The organism is Glaciimonas sp. PCH181, from assembly GCF_003056055.1.
GTDB lineage: Bacteria > Pseudomonadota > Gammaproteobacteria > Burkholderiales > Burkholderiaceae_D > Glaciimonas.
Map to the genome: position 1 here is coordinate 2,692,110 of NZ_PYFP01000001.1, position 18,685 is coordinate 2,710,794.

Sequence of the window (18,685 nt, forward strand, 5' to 3'; positions counted from 1 at the left end):
AAATTACTGTCCAACGCTAGACATTCTTAAAAACTAGACCGCTACTGCCGCAGCCTGCTGACGATAGGTCGCTGCAAGATGCTGTTCGGGCAAATGTGCATGGCCGTTACCGAATAACTTTTCTCGCAGCGTGCCGTTTTCGTAGTCGGTTTTATAGACGCCGCGCCGTTGCAGTTCTGGAATCACCAAATCCACGAAGGCTTCAAAACTTTCGGGGCTGACGGTGCGGGTGAGATTAAAGCCATCGATATCGGTTGCCTGTATCCACTCTTCCAATGCATCTGCAACTTGCGAGGGTGAACCGACAATCACTGGATAACGGCCGCCTAATTCCAATTGCTTGAGCAGCTTGCGCTTGGTCCAGGCAAGGTCGGGATTGGTGATGGTCTTGACCAGCGATTCAATCGCGTTGCTTTTGACGTTGCGTATTGGTTCGTCTAGTTCGTATTTTGAGAAATCGATGCCGGTCCCGCTGGAAAAGTGCGCCAGTCCTGCTTCGGGGCTGGCGTAGCTGACATAGTCGCCATACAGTTCCCAGGCTTCTTTTTCGGTAGGCGCAACGACGACCGTCAGTCCCATGAATATTTTGACGTCGGTGGCGGCTCGGCCTTGGTCCAGCGCAGCTTGCCGGGCGCTGATAACTAGTTGACGGGCTGCGTCTTTGGTTTGGCTGGAAATGAAGACGCATTCGGCGTGACGGCCAGCGAAAATTTGTCCTCGGCCGGAGGAGCCAGCCTGATATAGGACTGGCGTGCGTTGCAATGAGGGTTCGCTCAAATGGTGCGCTTCGACGCGGTAGTAGTCGCCACGATGGTCGATTTTGTGGACCCGGTCGGGGTGGGCGTAGATGCGTTGCTTACGGTCACGCGGGACTGCTCCGTCTTCCCAACTGCCTTCCCACAATTTGTAGACAACTTCCATGAATTCATCGGCACGATCGTAGCGTTGATCGTGGGGTAATTGCTCGGCTTGGCCCATCGCTTTTGCGGCGCTTTCGAGGTAGCCAGTGACGATATTCCAACCGATGCGACCTTTGGTCAGGTGATCTAGCGTGGACATTTTTCGTGCGAATAAAAATGGTTGTTCGTAGCTGAGATTGACTGTGACACCGAAGCCGAGGTGTTTGGTGACGTGCGCCATTGCCGAGATCAGCATCATCGGATCGTTGACTGGGAGTTGGATTGATTCGCGTAATGTCAGGTCTACGGACTGCTGATAGACGTCGTAGACGCCGACTATATCGGCTAAAAATAATCCATCGAATTTGCCGCGTTCTAGCAGTTCGGCCAGATCGGTCCAATATTTGATATCGGTGTAGCTTTCTGAGCGGTCGCGGGGATGAGTCCAGAGGCCGTGGTTGATGTGACTCACGCAGTTCATGCTGAAGGCGTTGAGGAGGATTTTCTTTTTTGGCATTTTTTCTATTCGGTGATGGGGATGTGGTTTTAGCTGATGTATGTCGGGGAGTGTTATTTGAAACGGTTGGCGCTCCGTCGGGGCTTTGTCGGAGGTAGTCCGACAAACTAGCCACGGAGCGCCAACCATTTCAATGACCAATGAACCGAACTAAACCAAAACCTTAAATAGCCCCATGACGTGGCGGCTTCTTCCCATTCAAATAATAATCCCCAACGGCAAAATACTTCCACCGCACCGGATCATGCAAAGTATGCGTCCGTGCATTCCGCCAATGCCGATCCAAATTATGCTCAGCCAACGTCGACTGCGATCCCGCCAACTCAAACAACTTACTCCCTGCCAACAGCGAAATTTCCGTAGTCAATACCCGCGCCTCAGCAACCGCAATCGACGCCTCCGCAATGCTAGCCTCATCAGGCTGCGCACCCGCAAAATCCACTTTCCGCCCAGCCCGTTCAAGCAGCGCCTGCGCCGCATGCAACCGAATCGTCAGATTGCCGATTTCATGAATCGTCAATGGATCATCACCAGCCCGCTCAACCTTGCTATCCACCCACGGCCGCGATTTGGTTTTCACAAACAGAATCACCTCCGCATAGGCAGCCCGCGCCAGCCCAATATCAATCGCAGCGTGCAACAACTGCGCAAACGGCCCGATTGCCGTCGGACGTTCAAACGCCGCCTGAAACGGCACAACATGATCTGCATCCACGGCAACATTATCGAACACCACCGATCCACTACCCGTCGTGCGCTGACCAAAACCCGACCAGTCATCGATGATCGTCAAGCCCTCTGAATTGCGCGGAACAAACGCCAATTGCTGAACCCCTGCATCATCGATAACCGACGTCGGCACCCAATCTGCATACAACGCACCAGTTGCGTAAAACTTACGGCCATTAATCCGAAATCCTCTGCCATTCGCAGCAGCATTTGCTGTCAGTCGCGTCTTGCGATCTTGCGAAGTACGCGTACCGATTTCCGCCAACGCATTTCCTAACCGATCGCCGCGCAATACCCGGTTAAAGAAAAACTGTTTCTGCCATTCGGTGCCATTGACGATCAAAATTTCTACCGCATAAAAATGATTTTGTGGGATTTGACCAATCGATCCATCTGCACTGGAAATGATCGCAATCACCTCCGCCAATGTCACCTTCGACACACCCGCGCCGCCATATTCTTTCGGCACAGAAATCGCCCACAATCCTGAACAAACGTAGCGTTCTAACTCGTCCCACGGTAATTTTCTTTGCTGATCCCGAAGTCCCGCTTCAACCGCGAACTCGGCGGCAAGCTGATGTGCAACCGCTAAAGCTTCTTCATCATCACGGATTCTGGCGACGATACGCGCAGCAGGACTCTTACTGGTTGCGACAATTTGTTCGGCTAATGCTGCGGTGCTATTCGGCATATATATCCCAAAAATATCTGTGAATCGATGTTGGTGCGGATACGTACAGAGTGGCTTTTAGCAATATCAAAAGCCACTCTGTCATACCGAAATGAATCTGACATGCCAATCGTTCGGGCTAAGCCGTCTGGTCTGGACGTTGAAATTTTGAATAACTAGATGGCACGGTGGCCCATCAACCTTAACTCCACGCATGATGCGGCGGCGCGACATCGTTCAGGTAATAATTCCCTATCGCAAAATACTTCCAGCGCACCGGATCATGCAGTGTGTGCACCCGCGCATTGCGCCAGTGGCGGTCGAGATTATGCTGCGCCAACGTGGCTTGCGAACCTGCTAATTCAAATAATTTCTCACTCGCTTTCAACGCAATTTCCGTGGTCAAGACTTTTGCTTCAGCCACGTTAATCGAGGCTTGCGCCATCTGAGAAAAATCGATCGGCAATGCAATCTTATCGATCGTATTGGCAGCACGTTCAAGCAGCGCTTCTGCAGCGTGCAGACGTATAAATAACGCACCGATTTCACGCAACACTAACGGATCTTCGGCTGCGCGTTCAACACCGCTATCGACCCACGGCCGTGAGCGCGTCTTTACAAATTCGACGGTATCGTCCAACGCCGCACGCGCAATCCCTGCGTCAATCGCGGCCTGTATTAATTGCGAGACCGGACCAGTGTTGCTGGCCTGATGGATAATTTTATCCATTGAGATAATTTGCTCTGACGAAATTTGCACGTTATCGAATATCACGGTTCCGCTGGCGGTAGTGCGTTGACCAAAACCCGACCAGTCATCTACTACGCTTACCCCAGCAGTATTGCGATCGACAAATACCAGCGCGCTAAGGCCCTGCTCATCCACCGCTTTAGTCGGTATCCAGTGCGAAAACAGTGCGCCGGTCGAATAAAATCGCGTTCCATTTAGGCGAAATTGACCGCCATCGATAGTCACACGGGTTCGCACATCCAGCACATTTTTGCTGGTGCGTTCCGGCCCGGCATTTCCCAGGCGCGCACCCTTCAATACTTGACCGTAGAAGAATTTTTTCTGACTATCGCTGCCACTTTGCGACAATATATTCAGGATGCCAAAATGATTTTGTGGAATCTGTCCAAGCGCCGGATCGGCACTGGAAATGATGCGAATAACTTCTGCCACAGTCGCCCATGACACCCCGGCACCGCCATAGGATTTGGGGACCGTGATGGCCCATAGACCACTCTCGGAAAACCGTGCAATCTCGGCATGCGGCAAGCGCCGCTCGCGGTCCCGCACAGCAGCTTCCCGTTTGAAATCCAGCGCCAGAATATGCGCCGTTTTGATCGCTTCAAGATCGCTTTGTATGCGATGCGCTGAGGTAATCAGTGCTGCCGATACTGGCAACGAAGACGCGTTTTCCACCTCCGCACCTTGTGGGCCGGAGGGTATGATTACTGCTGACATGACCTACCTCTTATTAATGTGCGATGCACCGCCTACAACGGCAAGGCAAGACGGTCCAGCCATTAGAACAAAATTAGAGGATTTTTCGAACGAAGAATTTCGTGTTTGTATGGTTGAAATTGGTATGAGGGAATGTTGCGGCTCGCTAGATAATCGGGTACCCGAAATATCTACCATCCACGGGGACGAGAAGGTGCGGGATCAGTGCCAGTTCGCGTGCATAAAACCGGAATTCTCTTCCCTGCTGGGTCTATCTGCTTCTCCAGACAACTACTGCCCGAGTTGTCCCAAATAAGAACAGGTCTGTCAAAGTGCGCGCTGAGCACTAATCTTGGCTCCAATCCAAACGTCATTGGATCCATTACGACAAAAATCGTGGCCTCGTTAACATACACCCGCTTAACGTGCTTAGTTATACGACCGCCCAAGCCATTCACAGGAATTCCATATTTTCCGCTATCACACTTCGTCTTATCTCCCGTTATTTGCATGCACACAGCAATCAGAGTTTTATAAGGCGCCGCCACCGAATAAGCCTCCGCAAATTTAGCCTTTACAACATAATCCTGATAAGCCGGTAATGCGATGGCAGCCAACACCCCAATGATCGCCACCACGGCCATTAATTCGATGAGCGTGAAGCCGTTTTGTACCCGACGTTTGCAGCGCTTAAATACATCTCCTGATAATTTCAACCGTGACCTCTTTGTGCTGTATTTGGCAACGAGAATAATCCAGATAATTGCATTTAGGCCGCAGACCAATCTGTAATTAGGTTATTTCCTTACTTGTGGAAGTGAAAAAACAGGACGTTTCCGCCCCTAAAACAGGCCTACGATAAACTCTTGCCGTAGACTGACAAGCTTTAAAGCAGTCTGCCGTCACGCGCCAGAGTAGACAGCCTGAGGGCGCTGTGCAGCACGGACGCTAATTGCACTCATCAAGGAGCTTTTTTGACCCAAAAACCCACACCGCCCGCTACGAACTCGCATGCCGAAGACTCGCCGCCCGATGTGCAATTTCTGTTTCAGCAAGTGCAGAATATCCGCGATCTCGGTGGCAAGATCACGCTGGATGGCCGCCGTATTCAAAGCGGGCGTTTGCTGCGCAGCGCCAATCCCGGGTTGGCAACGCCGACCGATATAGCGCAATTGCAGCGTTTTAATCTGGATGTCGTCATCGACTTTCGCTCTGCTGGCGAAAAACAGATTGCAGAATCGCCGTTCGCAGACATGTTTAACTGGGTTGCCGACCCGATACTGGTCGGCAATCTGGGCAAATCATCGGTGCTGAGCGCATTACGAAACGGCACGCCCGACGATAGCCGTGCGTTTATGCTGGGGTTCTATCGGGATTTTCCGATTCAGTATCAGGCGCAATACCGACGTTTTCTGCAATTGGCCGAACAGAATCACAATATTCTTTATCACTGCACCGCAGGCAAGGATCGGACCGGCTTTGCAAGTCTGCTGCTGCTATCGGCGTTGGGCCTGGATCGTAGCGATATCGTTAGCGATTATCTGGAATCAAATCACGCCAGCGCCACGGGAAATCGTCAACTGGAAGAGCAAGTTAACAAGTTCGGGATGTCGGTTGAGGTGATGGCGCCATTAATGTTGGTGGAGCCCGCCTATCTGGATGCTGCGCAGCAAGTGATCGATACTGAGTATGGCGGAATGCAGCATTATTTAGAGGCCACTTTGGGGATTGATGTGGCATTGATTCGACGCAATTATCTGGAAACCGTGACCGCGCTTTAACTGGACGGTTGTACTTACGTCACAGTTGAATCACAGCAACATTTGCGCCTGTTTAACGATAATCCATCGTCGTTGCGCAGGCCGCTTACGGTGCGTGATGAGAAGCCAGGCAGCCGATCATCACGCATCAAATCCGTCCTGAATATGGGATAATTGCAAGTCTCTTCATTGGTGGGTGTGTAAATCAACATGCTGGGCTTACGGCGAATGCACTACGGCGCATGGATCGGGATCATGGTTATCCTGATGAGCGCTTTCGCCCCCATGATTTCTCAGACGCTGACAGCCAGACGTTTTCTCAGCGCTCATCAAACTAGCTTTACTGACATTATCCAGGCCGCGCCGCTGTGCCTTTTCCATGATGCTTCAGACTCGGATGATGCGAAGAAGGTGGCGGCGACAACGGATACTGCGATGTCTGGAATGGCGATGATGTCTTCGTCTAAAGCGATGCCTATGCAGCACAGCAAACTTAGCCAGCCTTCTTCGCATAGCCATGAAGGCCATGAAGGGCACGACGGTCAGGAAGCTTGCGGTTATTGCAATCTGTTCGCGCATAGCCCATTACTGCTGAATACTCTGCTGCAAATCACCTCTGCCACTCTTACCCATCACGCTTTTATCGCCGCCATGGGTGCTGCGTTCCGGCCTTACACCGTTGCCGCAGCAAGTCGTCCACAGCCACCGCCGCTGATGTAATCCTCCTGAATTGTTGAGATATTGCCGCGCTTTATCGCCTGAATATCGTCCTTAAGAAGCATCGCGCTGAGTAGCGCCTTGCATTTCAGGCGTATTTGCGCGGCAGCTTGCAGCATCCTTTTTCTCGATGGACTAAACATCATGCGAAACGTACTTACACGTGCGGCGCTGGGACTTGCCATTGCAAGCCTGACGCCACTTGGTCACGCCCACGCCATAGCAGGCAACCGGATATTCCCCGCCACCATGGCGGTCGACGACCCCGGTGTCGGCGATGAGCTCGATTTTCAGTTCGGCCACATCCGCACTCCAAACGATGACGACAACCCCGGCAGCAGCGCCAGTGTGAATAGCTGGTCGACGAATTATGCTAAAACCATCACGCCCAATCTGGCGCTAAGTATCGGCACCAACTATAGCAATCAGCGCAGCACAGGCAATCCGACTGTTAAAGGTTTCGATAATCTGGGGCTGGGAATTAAATACATGATGTACGTCAATCCCGTTCATGAATTCATGCTTTCGGTCGGGGTCGATAGTGAAATCGGCGGCAGTGGCAGCAAGGCGATCGGCAGCAGTTATTCAACCTATACGCCGACGATCTATGCCGGTAAAGGTTTTGGCGATTTGCCGGACACATTAAATTGGCTCAGACCCTTTGCCGTTACCGCAACGTTAGGGCAGCAATATGCTAGCGACCGCAGCGTTCCTAATGCGCTGAACTGGGGCGTGACGTTGCAATACAGCCTGCCTTACTTGCAATCTTTCGTAAAGAACATCGGCTTGCCGAAGCCGATATCAAACATGATTCCGGTAGTCGAACTAGCAATGAGTACGTGCACCAGCGGCAGTTGTTCGGGCCAGACCACCGGCACCATCAATCCCGGCGTTCTGTGGGAATCGCGGGCGATGCAAATCGGGTTAGAAGCGCAAATACCAGCGAATCGCGCCAGCGGTCATAGCATCGGCGTGCTGCTGCAAACGCACTTCTTTTTCGACGACATCTTTCCCCATTCAATTGGAAAACCCATTTTTTAAAAGGCCACATCATGCGTAACGCTTCTTTTTATCTTTCTACTCGCGCCGTATTTTTACGGTCGTTTTTGCGTCTGCTGACGGTGGTCGGCGCGCTTTGCGTAGGCGGTATCGGTCAGGCATGGGCCCATGCACAGCCAGACACCCAGTCGCCGCTTGCCGGTGAAATTGTCAGCGCGCCCTCGGAAGTTAAGATCACTTATAACGAGGCCTTAGAACCGGCGTTTAGCAGCCTGATCGTCAGCGATGCGAAAGGCAAACAAGTTAATAGCGCCAAAGCTGAAGTGGACGCCACAACGCACAAAACGATGCGGGTTCCACTGCCTGCGTTGGGGGCGGGCAAATATCAGGTGAAATGGGTGGCGGTGGCGGATGACGGGCATCGCACGCAGGGTAGTTTTAACTTCACGGTGAAATAATGACGCTGGTCGCTAGTTGGCTGCAACCGTTGGTTGCAGCGGTCATGACGGCGGCGCTGGCAACGGCGGTCGGCATTGCCGTGCTGCGACCGGTGTTGCAAGCAGGTAAATTATCTGCGATCACTGCGGATCGACTCGACAGCATTACGCGTTGGGCTTGCTCGCTACTTGGCATCGGATTGCTGGGGTATTGGTGTGCAGGCACGATTGCGATAACGGATACCAGTCTTGATGATCTGCCGAATTCGTTATGGCTGGTACTGACGCAGTCGCATTTCGGGACGATGATTTGGCTGAGTTTGGTGGCCTGGCTGGTATTGATGCTGGCAACGTTCAGCGTTGCATTGCCGGGGCGCCATGGCCTTTTCGTGCTGGGTCTGATCGGATTTTCGCTAGCCCGAGCAGCTACCGGCCATGCGGCTGATCAGGGGTTTATTAGCATCGCCGTCGCGGTCCATACTGCTCATGTGCTGGCGGCAACGGCTTGGGTAGGATCAGTTGTCGTGTGTGTGCTGATCACGGCAGATTGGGTGCGTTGGGAGTTGACGCAGCGCAGCGCATTGGCGCATCGTTTGTCTGAGGTGGCGACATTGGCGTTGGTCGTCGTAGTGTGTAGCGGCCTGTTTAACGTGGCGCGGACGCTGGGACACGCTAGCAATATCTGGGCCTCTGACTATGTGTGGATATTGCTGGCGAAGCTTTTTACGGTGGCGATTGCTGCCGCGCTGGGAGTGCGAAATCGCTGGCACTGGCTGGCAGAACTGGATCGGGGCCAGCAAACTGGCGCTAGTGGATTTCGGCGAGTATTATTGGCTGAGATGGTGCTGCTGCTGGTTGTGCTAGCGATCGCTACAAAGTTAGGGATTACTATGCCAGCGCAATAAAATGTTGGCTGCGTTCAACGCTCGTTATTAAATGCTTACGCGCTCATCACGTGGAAAGCGCGTCGGGCAGTCCTCAACATGCATCCATTACGTTGAGGATTTAAATGAATCGGTGTGAATGAACGATGAGACAGATACATTCGCCCCCTTAAGAAACCGCAGCAATCAGCTCAACGATTTCGGCACCATAAGTCTCCAACTTTTTCTCGCCCACGCCGCTTACGCCACGCAAATCTTCCAGCGACCCCGGCCGCGCCTTAGCAATCTCTCGCATAGTCGCATCATGAAAAATCACATACGCCGGAACATTATGCTTGCGTGCAGTCTCCACGCGCCACCAACGCAATTTATCAAAAATCGTCTGCTCGGCACTCGATAGATCGGACTCAACATAGCCTTTTGGCTTAGTGCTGGAGCCCTTCTGTTTCACCGGCTTTTGGTATTGCCGCAGTTGTACCTGAAGTTCGCCTCGCAACACAGGTTTAGCGGCATCGGTCAGCTTCAATGCGTTATAGGATTCATAATCGACACTGACTAAACCCAACGCAATCGACTGCCGTAAAATCGCCCGCCATTCCGGCTCGCTGCGATCACTGCCGATCCCAAAGGTCGATAAATCCTCATGCCGCCACTGCTTGATTTTGTCCGAATCAACTCCGCGCAATACATCCAGCACATGCATCGCACCGAAGCGTTGATCGACACGATAAATTGTAGAGAGCAATTTTTGCACAACGACAGTCGCGTCAAACGACACCGGCGGCGTCATGCAGGTATCGCAATTGCCGCACCGGGTAGATTCCTGCCCGAAATATTCCAGCAAGCGTACACGTCGACAATCGAGCGTTTCACACAAGCCAAGCATCGCGTCGAGCTTGACGCCAAGCACCCGCTTAAAGGTTTCTACAGCCTCGGACTCATCAATCATGCGGCGCTGTTGCACGACGTCCTGCAAGCCATACGCCATCCAGGCATTGGCGGGGCCGCCATCGCGTCCGGCGCGCCCGGTTTCCTGATAATAGCCCTCGATACTTTTGGGTAAATCCAGATGCGCCACAAAACGCACATCGGGTTTATCGATCCCCATCCCGAAAGCAATGGTCGCGACCATCACGATGCCTTCTTCTCGCAAAAATCGCTTCTGGTGTTTAGTGCGCGTGGCGTAGTCCATACCGGCGTGGTAAGGCAATGCCGAAATCCCCTGTTGCGTCAAAAAGTCGGCGGTCTCTTCAACCTTTTTGCGTGACAAACAATAGACGATACCAGCATCGCCAACATGCTCGGCCTGAATAAAATCAAGTAATTGCTTGCGGCCATTGGCCTTCTCAACAATTTGATAGCGAATATTCGGGCGATCGAATGACGATACAAATTTTGCGCCATCTTGCAACTGCAAACGCAGCGCAATTTCTTCGCGCGTCTGATGATCCGCCGTCGCCGTCAGCGCGATACGCGGGACATTTGGAAAGCGCTCGTGCAGTATCGACAGCTTGATGTATTCGGGTCGGAAATCGTGACCCCATTGCGATACGCAATGCGCTTCATCAATCGCAAACAAGGCAATTTTTGACGACTCCAGCAACTCCAGACAACGCGGTGTTAATAAACGCTCGGGCGCAACATACACCAGATCGAGATCGCCGCTACGCACGCGGCGCTCAATCTGTGACGCTTCTTCATAGGTTTGCGTGGAATTCAGAAACGCGGCGCGCACGCCAACTTCTGCCAACGCATCCACCTGATCTTGCATCAATGCGATCAACGGCGATATCACGACACCGACACCATCCCGCAACAGCGCCGGAATTTGATAACACAACGATTTTCCACCGCCGGTCGGCATCAATACCAATGCATCGCCACCCCCTGCTACGTGGCCGACAATTTCCGCCTGCTGACCGCGAAACGACGGATAGCCGAAAACGGTCTGCAGGATAGTCAGGGCTTGCGAATTATTTTGATCAGGCATTAATAGGTACTAAGTTAGACAGCATTGCAGCATGGCACATCAAAAAAGGTTAATGCAGAAAGCCATTATGTACGGCGACCAGCAGGAATATTCCCAGCGCAGCGCGGTAAATAATAAACGGCCAGGTCGAGAATTTTTCGAGGAATTTCATCAAACCCCAAATCGCGCAAAACGCTGAAATACTGGCAACCACAAGACCAAACAACAGCAGTAACCAGGCATCTATCGGCATATGCGCGTGCAGCAAATGCCATAGTTCTTTTAAACCGGCCAGCGCAATCGCAGGCAACCCTAACAAAAACGAAAAACGTGCCGCTTCTTCGCGCTTGAAGTTAAGGAATAAAGCAGCAGTCAACGTCGACCCGGAACGCGACACACCGGGAATCAGCGCGCCGACTTGCGCCAAGCCAACGATCACAGCATCGCGCATGCGCATCTCACCGACGGTGCGTTTGTGACGTGCGGTCATCTCTGCCAACGCCAATAACACCGCCAGGCCGATACAAGCGTAACCGATGACTGTCAGGCTACGTAATGGCGAATTACAGGCATTCAATACCGGCGACAAGGCCAGGCCGACGATACCAATCGGAATCGTGGCAATCAGGATGGCCATACCCAATCGAAACGACGGATTACGATAGTCACGTTGACGCAGCGCAGTGATACTGCCAACCGTGACCTCACGCACATCGCGCCAAAAGTAACTCACAACCGCGACCAGTGCGGCTAATTGCATAGCGGCTGAAAATGCCGAACCGGGGTCGTGCCAGCCTAATACCGCTGGCACAATCCGCATATGCGCAGTCGACGAAATGGGTAGTAACTCAGAGATACCTTGAATGATGCCAAGAATCCCGATTTGCACATAATCCAGCGAAGCGAAGCCAATATCCAGACCGGCTGAACAAACATTTGCCAAAACTATTCTCCGATAGCGTATTGAAGCGCAACAATTAATAAAAAACTAACTAAAACGTGAATGCTAATACGTATCTCGGCTGATACATCAGAAAATAATTACAAAAATAGAACGCGCCTTGTTTAGCATCGCCCTACTTTTTTGCAATCACATCAGCAAAGACACGAAGTAATTAATGCTCCCAATCCATGACACCGGTAAAACTGGAAATCAAAATAATCAAACCGAACGCAATCCGATACCAGGCAAACGCGGTGAAATCATGATTGCTGATATAGCGCAACAACCAGCGCACGCAAAAGAATGCAGAAATAAATGCCGCAACAGTTCCGAGCGAAAACAGCGGAATATCGGCGGCACTTAATAAGGCACGATCTTTGTAGAGCGAATAAATGGTAGCGGCGAATAGCGTGGGAATCGCCAGAAAAAAAGAAAATTCGGTGGCAGCTTTGCGTGACAGGCCAAACATCATGCCGCCAATAATCGTCGCGCCAGACCGACTGGTGCCGGGAATTAACGCAAAGGCTTGTGCAATCCCGATTTTGAGAGCATCGAGTGCGGTCATATCGTCAACAGTATCGACACGGATAGCATGTTGGCGATTTTTATTGCGACGCTCGACCCATAAAATAATCAAGCCGCCAACGACCAGCGCGATTGCGACGGGAATTGGAGAGAATAATTTCTCTTTGATCATTTTGCTAAACAGCAAACCCAATATGGCAGCGGGAATAAAAGCAATGATCAAATTTAAGACTAACTTTTGCGCGCTGCGCTGGGTGGTTAAGCCACGTAAAACAGCGGCAATACGCGCCCGATATTCCCAACAGACCGCAAAAATGGCACCAGCCTGAATCGCAATTTCAAATACTTCTGCCTTGCCGCGACCGATGTCGGCGGTAAAATCCAGCAAACTTCCTGCGAGTATTAAATGACCAGTTGATGAAATCGGGAGAAATTCGGTCAATCCTTCGACCACACCCATGATGATGACTTTTAACGCTAAGAGAAGATCCATGCTTTTGTTAAGTTATGGTGATAAATAAAGTGAAGCCACGAAATGTCATAAAAAAACCCGCAGTCCGAACTCGCGGGTTTCTTTAAACAGGGTCAATCAAAAGCACAAGCGCAAACGGGCGGTGATCGGCATAAAGACAGCCGCGACTCATTTTTGCGGCTCAAAGGTTACCACGAGGCGATCAGCCTTTGTGACGATCTTGGTCGGCGCAAATGTGACACCGACATAACGCAAGTCTTCCGGCTTAAAAGTATATAAAGGAATGGTCTGCAATAATTCGCGCGCCAGTAAACCGCCGATTTGCGTTGCCTGACCGTTATAAGCACCATCCATGTTATCTATTGCAACTTTATCCAGCTTTGTGTCGTTCAACACCACCGCATTATGCGCAGGGTCCAACGCCATGACGCCGGATATTGCTAGTTTTCCGGTCCAGGATTTGCCTGCTACAGGCAGGGCCATTGTGACGTCCATATCGATAAGCAGCCTCCCCTGAGTCGCATCCAACGCTAAATTTGCGTGCGTGGCGGTGACTTCAATTAATCCGAGATAGCGTTTTGTGAAGGGCAGACGTTTATTCAGCGATTCTTGTAGTTTTGCCAATGGAAAATCGACATCTCGCGGCCCGATCAGCATCGCGCAGGAACTCAGTAAAACCGCGCCTATCAGAGCAAGGGAGAGCATAACTAGCCGCGTTGATTTCATCGATATCCTTGGAGTTATTTCATGGGTGAAAGTAAGCATTGTCATCCGACATCTCCACCGCCCATCGTCATCGCCGGTTAAATCGTCAAAACTATGCCATTTTGGCAATTTATTCTGTGATTATTTACGCAGCGGCGCAACTTGGTAAAGGCGCATTTTACCTGCAAAAGGCTGTGCTCTTGCGGCTAAAGCCTCACACAACATAAATACGCGATGGGGATATTGTGCAGACTTATTGAAGGTGACAAGCAGGCTGGCATCGTAAGAACCAAGCCGCCAAATTAAAAACGCTTCAGTAAAGTCAGTATTTCAGACCCAAGATTGACCCGCGCTGTAGGTTTTTGAGGGTGACCTTGATAGAATGCTTCTTTTATCCCGTTATTGAGCCTTCGCCATGAATATCGAACAAGCCCGTTTCAATATGATCGAACAGCAAATCCGTCCCTGGAATGTGCTGGAGTTAGACATTTTAGACCTGCTGACGGTGGTACGGCGCGAAGAGTTCGTCCCGGCCGCTTACAAAAGTCTGGCCTTTAGCGATACAGAAATACCACTGCCGGGCGACGGCGGCGAAAGCATGTTTTCACCAAAAGTCGAAGCGCGTCTGCTGCAAGAAGCCGCCGTAAAAAAACATGAAATTGTGCTGGAAATCGGTACGGGTTCCGGTTACATGGCGGCATTGTTAGCGCACAAAGCCCGTCACGTTGTCACAGTAGAAATTGACGCCGGACTGAAAGATTTTGCTGAAAAAAATCTGAGCGCTTATGGCGTTAGAAACGTCGATGTTGTCGAAGGCAATGGCGCACAGGGCTGGACCGAAGGCAAAGAGTCGACCTATGACGTCATCGTCATCTCCGGTTCACTGGCCTCATTACCGGATGCTTTCTTAGCGCAATTAAAGGTCGGCGGCCGCATTGTCGCCATTATTGGCGAAGCGCCTGTCATGACTGCGCAAGTGATTACGCGCATTTCGGACTCCGCTTACGATACGCGGAATCTATTTGAGACCAGCGCCAAGCCTTTGCGTGATGCCGCGCCGCATTCTCACTTCAAATTCTAAACCCCATAGACGATCATGCAACATTTAACTGCTCCTGAACTAGCTGCCTGGATCGCTGACCCGGATCGTCCAACGCCGTTCTTGCTAGACGTACGCGAACCTTGGGAATATCAAACTTGCCATATCGCTGATGCGCAGTTAATCCCGATGCAAACGATTCCGGCGCGTCTGAACGAGTTGGAAGAAGATCAGCAAATTGTCTGTATCTGTCATCACGGGGCACGCAGCATGTCAGTAGCGGCATTTTTAGAACGCAATAATTTTCCTAACGTGATCAATCTTACGGGCGGGATCCACGCCTGGGCGCAGCAAGTAGATAGCACGATGCCAGTCTATTGAGGTCGGCACAGCGCGACGCATACGCGTTTGCTGCCCGAATACCTGCTCCAAACATCGCACGACTGTCGAACGCCCCGGAGAATTTGATGCGCCACATCCGTAATACACTGATTGCGGCGCTCATTGCGGGCCCGATTACCGGCATTTTGTTGCCTGCTAATGCACAAGCACTCGATTTGGTGCAAACCTACTATCAAGCCCTCGCCAATGATGCCGTCTACACCAGCGCGCGTTATGCTCTTAGCGCCGGGCGCGAGGCTAGTATTCAGGGGCGCGCTGGATTGCTGCCGCAAATCGGTTTAGGCGGCACTTACAATCGGTCTGGTGATAACTGGAATAAAACAAGCAATCAATACGGTTTGCAATTAGTCCAACCGCTATATCGTCCCGCAAACTGGGAACAATACGCGCAAGCCAAGCTTTTGGTTGCCGGTAGCGAAGTAGCTTTTTCACAAGTTCAGCAGGATTTGATTTTGCGCGTCGGACAAGCTTATTTTGATGTGTTGGCGGCGCAAGATATTTTAACGTTCCTCAAAGCCCAGGAAAGCGCGATCGCCGAACAACTGGCCTCCGCCAAACGCAATTTTGAAATTGGCACGGCGACCATTACGGATACCAACGAGGCGCAAGCCAGCTTTGATCTGGTATTAGCGCAGGAAATCGCTGCCACGAATAATCTGGAAGTCGCCCGCAGCACGTTGCAACAAATTATCGGTCAGGCCCCTGCATCACTGGCAATCTTGCGCCCAAGCGTCAAATTGACCAACCCCGAACCGGCCCAGATTGGCCCATGGGTCAGCATCGCGGAAGAGCAAAATTACAATGTCTTGGGCCAGCAAATCGCGCTCGAAACAGCGAAACGCCAGATCAAAATAAATCGCGCCGGTCATTTACCGACGGTCGACTTGGTGGCAAGTCGCAACTTCTCTCATATTAGTGGCAACAACAATCCAATCTCGAATGGTGCAGGCGCATCGAATTCGATAGGCGTGCAATGGACGATCCCGCTATATTCGGGCGGCGCAGTCGATAGCGAAGTCAGGCAAGCGATTGCATTGGAAGATAAGGCGCGATCTGATCTGGATAATGCCCGCAGAACAGCGGCATTGAACGCCCGCCAGGCTTATTTAGGTGTGAGTAATGGCTTGGCACAAGTAAAGGCGCTAGAAGCCGCGGAAATTTCGAGCCAGTCTTCGCTGGACTCCAACAAACTCGGCTATCGGGTCGGCGTCCGCATCAATATTGACGTGCTAAATGCAGAACAACAATTATTTTCAACGCGCAGGGATTTGGCTAAAGCCCGTTATGACACGTTAATGAATGGTCTAAAATTGAAAGCTGCAGCGGGTGCCTTAAAAGAGAATGACCTGCTGCAAGTGAATGCACTATTGATACCAGCTTATTATTAATATCCATTTGCATAAATAAAGACCGCAAACACCTCTCGGCTTAGGGTTTAAATTAAGCCGAGCAGGCTGATATATTCATCTCTGCACTATCCCCGAATTAGCTTTTTTGCAAACTCGGCGCTGTCGTCAGCATATGAATACAAAGATCGACTATTTTGGTAGCTTGTTCACCTAAATCAAAACTATCCGGACTAAACAGCCAGTTATCCAACACGCCAGATAATAAAGACTGCACCATAATCGCCGATAACGTTGGATCCAGATTGCGTGGCAACTGACCTTTCGCCACTGCATATCGCAAAATTCGCTGGATATTAATACGTCCTTGCAAAAAACATTCTTGCTGACGCATATAAATCGGATCTTGCGGATCAACAAATTCGCATTTATGCAATATAGTCGCTATTATCTTCCGTGTTTGAGGATTATTTACGCCTTCTTCGAGAGCGAATAAACACCAGCTACGAAATTGACCTAAAGGATCAATAGAACTTTCTTCCGCGCTGTTGCGTATCAAGGCTTCCATCGGCAACCGGACGCGCTCACACATAGCATTAAACAAATCACTCTTATTAGTGAAATGCCAATAAATCGCCCCTCGAGAAACACCTGCCGCGTTTGCGACATCGGCTAATGAAGTCTGCGATACGCCCCGCGTATAAAACACGTCGACCGCTGCGTCTAAAATACGCGAACGCGTCTCCAGAGCCTCCTCTTTTGTACATCTTGCCATTTTCAGCATCTCCAAACTGTGCATCGATGTGCGGGTGCAACATATTAGGGAACCCGAGCACATACATTCGTGAATGTATGTATAATATCACTGTTCACCGCGTTATACCTAACTGGCATTAACGAAGCCGATCATTATTCCCCCATTGTGCAATGCAATCCCGAATTCGGCATGATCTTTATTTATCCAATGCTTTTCTTCAATTACGTGCGAGAAAATTTATGACTTCAGTAGGCCCTCTTTATCGTTTTACGCGCATAGCGCTAGCCGTAGCGTTATTATCAGCAATCGCCGCCTGCGGTCAGAAAGCCGCCGCTCCGGCTGCACCACCGCCACCCGAAGTATCCGTTATTAGTATTGCCCCAGAACGACTCTCTCTATCGACCGAATTACCCGGCCGTCTGGAAGCTACGCGCATTGCCGAAGTTCGGGCGCGCGCAGCCGGTATTATTCTTAAGCGCAATTTCCGCGAAGGCAGCGACGTCAAGGCTGGCGAAGTATTGTTCCGGATCGATCCGGCGCCATTGCAAGCAACTTACGAAAGCACCCAAGCATCGCTGGCGAAAGCCGAAGCTAATTTGACGCAAGCCACACTGAAAGCGCAACGCTACAAACCGTTGGTTGAAGCAAATGCGGTCAGCAAGCAGGATTATGACGACGCTGTCGCCTTGCAAAAACAAGCGGCTGCCGATGTTGCTTCTGCCAAAGCTTCACGCCAGACTGCCAGCCTGAATCTTGGCTACGCGACCGTGACCTCCCCTATTTCCGGCCGCATCGGTCGTGCGTTGGTGACAGAAGGCGCATTAGTAGGCCAAGGTGAAGCGACCCAGTTGGCAACAGTCCAGCAAGTCGATCCGATCTACGTCAACCTGACTCAATCGAGTACCGACATCCTGAAACTCCAGCAAGCGATGAAAAATGGTCAATTGCAAAGCGTTGGTCAAGGTCAGGCAAAAGTCACGCTAGTGACTGAAGATGGGCAAGCCTATCCGCAAAGCGGCAAGTTGTTATTTTCGGATTTAACCGTTGATTCCACTACCGGCTCTGTCAGTATTCGTGCTGAATTCCCTAATCCCGACCACAGTTTATTGCCAGGCATGTATGTCCGCGCAAAACTGGAACAGGCAGTCAACGACCAGGCCATCACGGTGCCGCAACAGGCAGTTACCCGTGACATGACCGGCGCGACCGTTTTTGTTGTCGATAAGGACAATAAAGTGGCAGCACGGACTATCAAAGCGGACAACGCACAGGGCGACAAATGGGTCGTTACTGACGGTTTGAAAACGGGTGACAAAGTGATTGTAGAAGGCTTGCAGAAAGTGAAGCCCGGTGCAGTAGTGAAAACTATTCCATGGACGAATACACCAGCTGCAGCGACGCCGGTAACCGCCTCCGCAGCATCTGACGCTCCGCACGCAGACACAACATCTAAAGCTAAATAAGGAGC

Annotated in this window: 18 protein-coding genes; 9 read left to right on the plus strand and 9 right to left on the minus strand. The window is 51.2% G+C overall.

Translation table 11 applies throughout. The features are described from left to right. Positions 1–33 precede the first annotated feature (33 nt). The 4 genes from C7W93_RS12310 to C7W93_RS25370 all read right to left on the minus strand — a co-directional run bounded on the left by C7W93_RS12310 (position 34) and on the right by C7W93_RS25370 (position 4,906). Positions 34–1,416, minus strand: coding sequence for an LLM class flavin-dependent oxidoreductase (locus C7W93_RS12310; protein ID WP_108440267.1), 1,383 nt, complete (start codon positions 1,414–1,416; stop codon positions 34–36). Between the two features lie 163 nt (positions 1,417–1,579). Further along, positions 1,580–2,836: an SfnB family sulfur acquisition oxidoreductase gene (locus tag C7W93_RS12315; protein WP_108440268.1), complete on the minus strand. Its 1,257-nt coding sequence runs from the start codon at positions 2,834–2,836 to the stop codon at positions 1,580–1,582. Positions 2,837–3,017: 181 nt separating this feature from the next. After that, the gene (locus C7W93_RS12320; RefSeq protein ID WP_108440269.1) at positions 3,018–4,283 is read right to left on the minus strand and encodes an SfnB family sulfur acquisition oxidoreductase; all 1,266 of its coding nucleotides are present in this window, start codon (positions 4,281–4,283) and stop codon (positions 3,018–3,020) included. 170 nt (positions 4,284–4,453) lie between these two features. After that, positions 4,454–4,906: a pilus assembly protein TapA gene (locus C7W93_RS25370; RefSeq protein ID WP_108440645.1), complete on the minus strand. Its 453-nt coding sequence runs from the start codon at positions 4,904–4,906 to the stop codon at positions 4,454–4,456. A gap of 330 nt (positions 4,907–5,236) precedes the next feature. Between C7W93_RS25370 and C7W93_RS12330 the strand changes: the two genes are divergently transcribed. From C7W93_RS12330 to C7W93_RS12350, 5 genes are all read left to right on the plus strand, one after another. Beyond that, complete coding sequence (locus C7W93_RS12330; protein WP_225869821.1) at positions 5,237–6,043, plus strand: tyrosine-protein phosphatase; 807 nt, start codon at positions 5,237–5,239, stop codon at positions 6,041–6,043. Positions 6,044–6,250: 207 nt separating this feature from the next. Beyond that, positions 6,251–6,742: a DUF2946 family protein gene (locus tag C7W93_RS12335; RefSeq protein WP_255419137.1), complete on the plus strand. Its 492-nt coding sequence runs from the start codon at positions 6,251–6,253 to the stop codon at positions 6,740–6,742. A 141-nt stretch (positions 6,743–6,883) separates the two neighbouring features. Continuing rightward, entirely contained in the window at positions 6,884–7,780 is an 897-nt protein-coding gene (locus C7W93_RS12340; RefSeq protein ID WP_108440271.1) for a hypothetical protein, read from the plus strand. Positions 7,781–7,791: 11 nt separating this feature from the next. Further along, on the plus strand, positions 7,792–8,196 hold the full coding sequence (locus tag C7W93_RS12345) for a copper resistance protein CopC (protein WP_108440272.1): 405 nt from the start codon (positions 7,792–7,794) through the stop codon (positions 8,194–8,196). Then, complete coding sequence (locus tag C7W93_RS12350; RefSeq protein ID WP_108440273.1) at positions 8,196–9,080, plus strand: copper resistance D family protein; 885 nt, start codon at positions 8,196–8,198, stop codon at positions 9,078–9,080. Before C7W93_RS12345 ends, C7W93_RS12350 begins: the two co-directional genes overlap by 1 nt. A 148-nt stretch (positions 9,081–9,228) precedes the next feature. Here C7W93_RS12350 and recQ read toward each other — a convergent pair whose 3' ends face one another. The 4 genes from recQ to C7W93_RS12370 form a co-directional block, all read right to left on the minus strand. Next, a complete protein-coding gene (gene recQ / locus C7W93_RS12355; RefSeq protein WP_108440274.1) occupies positions 9,229–11,049 on the minus strand; it encodes a DNA helicase RecQ in 1,821 nt (606 codons plus the stop codon). Between the two features lie 49 nt (positions 11,050–11,098). Beyond that, positions 11,099–11,971: an undecaprenyl-diphosphate phosphatase gene (locus C7W93_RS12360; RefSeq protein WP_108440275.1), complete on the minus strand. Its 873-nt coding sequence runs from the start codon at positions 11,969–11,971 to the stop codon at positions 11,099–11,101. Between the two features lie 172 nt (positions 11,972–12,143). Continuing rightward, the gene (locus C7W93_RS12365; protein WP_108440276.1) at positions 12,144–12,989 is read right to left on the minus strand and encodes an undecaprenyl-diphosphate phosphatase; all 846 of its coding nucleotides are present in this window, start codon (positions 12,987–12,989) and stop codon (positions 12,144–12,146) included. A gap of 147 nt (positions 12,990–13,136) precedes the next feature. Then, entirely contained in the window at positions 13,137–13,673 is a 537-nt protein-coding gene (locus tag C7W93_RS12370) for a DUF1439 domain-containing protein (protein ID WP_161539926.1), read from the minus strand. Positions 13,674–14,088: 415 nt separating this feature from the next. On the opposite strand from C7W93_RS12370, the gene C7W93_RS12375 reads away from it, so the two are divergent. The 3 genes from C7W93_RS12375 to C7W93_RS12385 all read left to right on the plus strand — a co-directional run bounded on the left by C7W93_RS12375 (position 14,089) and on the right by C7W93_RS12385 (position 16,502). Further along, on the plus strand, positions 14,089–14,754 hold the full coding sequence (locus tag C7W93_RS12375) for a protein-L-isoaspartate O-methyltransferase (protein ID WP_108440278.1): 666 nt from the start codon (positions 14,089–14,091) through the stop codon (positions 14,752–14,754). 15 nt (positions 14,755–14,769) lie between these two features. Beyond that, positions 14,770–15,093 carry a rhodanese-like domain-containing protein gene (locus tag C7W93_RS12380; RefSeq protein WP_108440279.1) on the plus strand — a complete coding sequence of 108 codons (324 nt, stop codon included), beginning with the start codon at positions 14,770–14,772 and terminating at the stop codon, positions 15,091–15,093. A gap of 95 nt (positions 15,094–15,188) precedes the next feature. Beyond that, positions 15,189–16,502 carry a TolC family outer membrane protein gene (locus C7W93_RS12385; RefSeq protein WP_370446450.1) on the plus strand — a complete coding sequence of 438 codons (1,314 nt, stop codon included), beginning with the start codon at positions 15,189–15,191 and terminating at the stop codon, positions 16,500–16,502. A 97-nt stretch (positions 16,503–16,599) separates the two neighbouring features. Here C7W93_RS12385 and C7W93_RS12390 read toward each other — a convergent pair whose 3' ends face one another. Further along, the gene (locus tag C7W93_RS12390; protein ID WP_108440281.1) at positions 16,600–17,235 is read right to left on the minus strand and encodes a TetR family transcriptional regulator; all 636 of its coding nucleotides are present in this window, start codon (positions 17,233–17,235) and stop codon (positions 16,600–16,602) included. A gap of 221 nt (positions 17,236–17,456) precedes the next feature. Between C7W93_RS12390 and C7W93_RS12395 the strand changes: the two genes are divergently transcribed. Continuing rightward, positions 17,457–18,680 (plus strand): efflux RND transporter periplasmic adaptor subunit, encoded by a 1,224-nt coding sequence (locus C7W93_RS12395; RefSeq protein WP_108440647.1) that lies wholly within the window; start codon positions 17,457–17,459, stop codon positions 18,678–18,680. The last annotated feature ends 5 nt before the right edge of the window (positions 18,681–18,685 follow it).

Coding starts and splice junctions, on each gene's coding strand:
- C7W93_RS12310 (WP_108440267.1), bottom strand. CDS start 1,416: ATGCCAAAAAAGAAAATCCTCCTCAACGCCTTCAGCATGAACTGCGTG.
- C7W93_RS12315 (WP_108440268.1), bottom strand. CDS start 2,836: ATGCCGAATAGCACCGCAGCATTAGCCGAACAAATTGTCGCAACCAGT.
- C7W93_RS12320 (WP_108440269.1), bottom strand. CDS start 4,283: ATGTCAGCAGTAATCATACCCTCCGGCCCACAAGGTGCGGAGGTGGAA.
- C7W93_RS25370 (WP_108440645.1), bottom strand. CDS start 4,906: ATGGCCGTGGTGGCGATCATTGGGGTGTTGGCTGCCATCGCATTACCG.
- C7W93_RS12335 (WP_255419137.1), top strand. CDS start 6,251: ATGCACTACGGCGCATGGATCGGGATCATGGTTATCCTGATGAGCGCT.
- C7W93_RS12340 (WP_108440271.1), top strand. CDS start 6,884: ATGCGAAACGTACTTACACGTGCGGCGCTGGGACTTGCCATTGCAAGC.
- C7W93_RS12345 (WP_108440272.1), top strand. CDS start 7,792: ATGCGTAACGCTTCTTTTTATCTTTCTACTCGCGCCGTATTTTTACGG.
- C7W93_RS12350 (WP_108440273.1), top strand. CDS start 8,196: ATGACGCTGGTCGCTAGTTGGCTGCAACCGTTGGTTGCAGCGGTCATG.
- recQ (WP_108440274.1), bottom strand. CDS start 11,049: ATGCCTGATCAAAATAATTCGCAAGCCCTGACTATCCTGCAGACCGTT.
- C7W93_RS12365 (WP_108440276.1), bottom strand. CDS start 12,989: ATGGATCTTCTCTTAGCGTTAAAAGTCATCATCATGGGTGTGGTCGAA.
- C7W93_RS12370 (WP_161539926.1), bottom strand. CDS start 13,673: ATGCTCTCCCTTGCTCTGATAGGCGCGGTTTTACTGAGTTCCTGCGCG.
- C7W93_RS12375 (WP_108440278.1), top strand. CDS start 14,089: ATGAATATCGAACAAGCCCGTTTCAATATGATCGAACAGCAAATCCGT.
- C7W93_RS12380 (WP_108440279.1), top strand. CDS start 14,770: ATGCAACATTTAACTGCTCCTGAACTAGCTGCCTGGATCGCTGACCCG.
- C7W93_RS12390 (WP_108440281.1), bottom strand. CDS start 17,235: ATGGCAAGATGTACAAAAGAGGAGGCTCTGGAGACGCGTTCGCGTATT.
- C7W93_RS12395 (WP_108440647.1), top strand. CDS start 17,457: ATGACTTCAGTAGGCCCTCTTTATCGTTTTACGCGCATAGCGCTAGCC.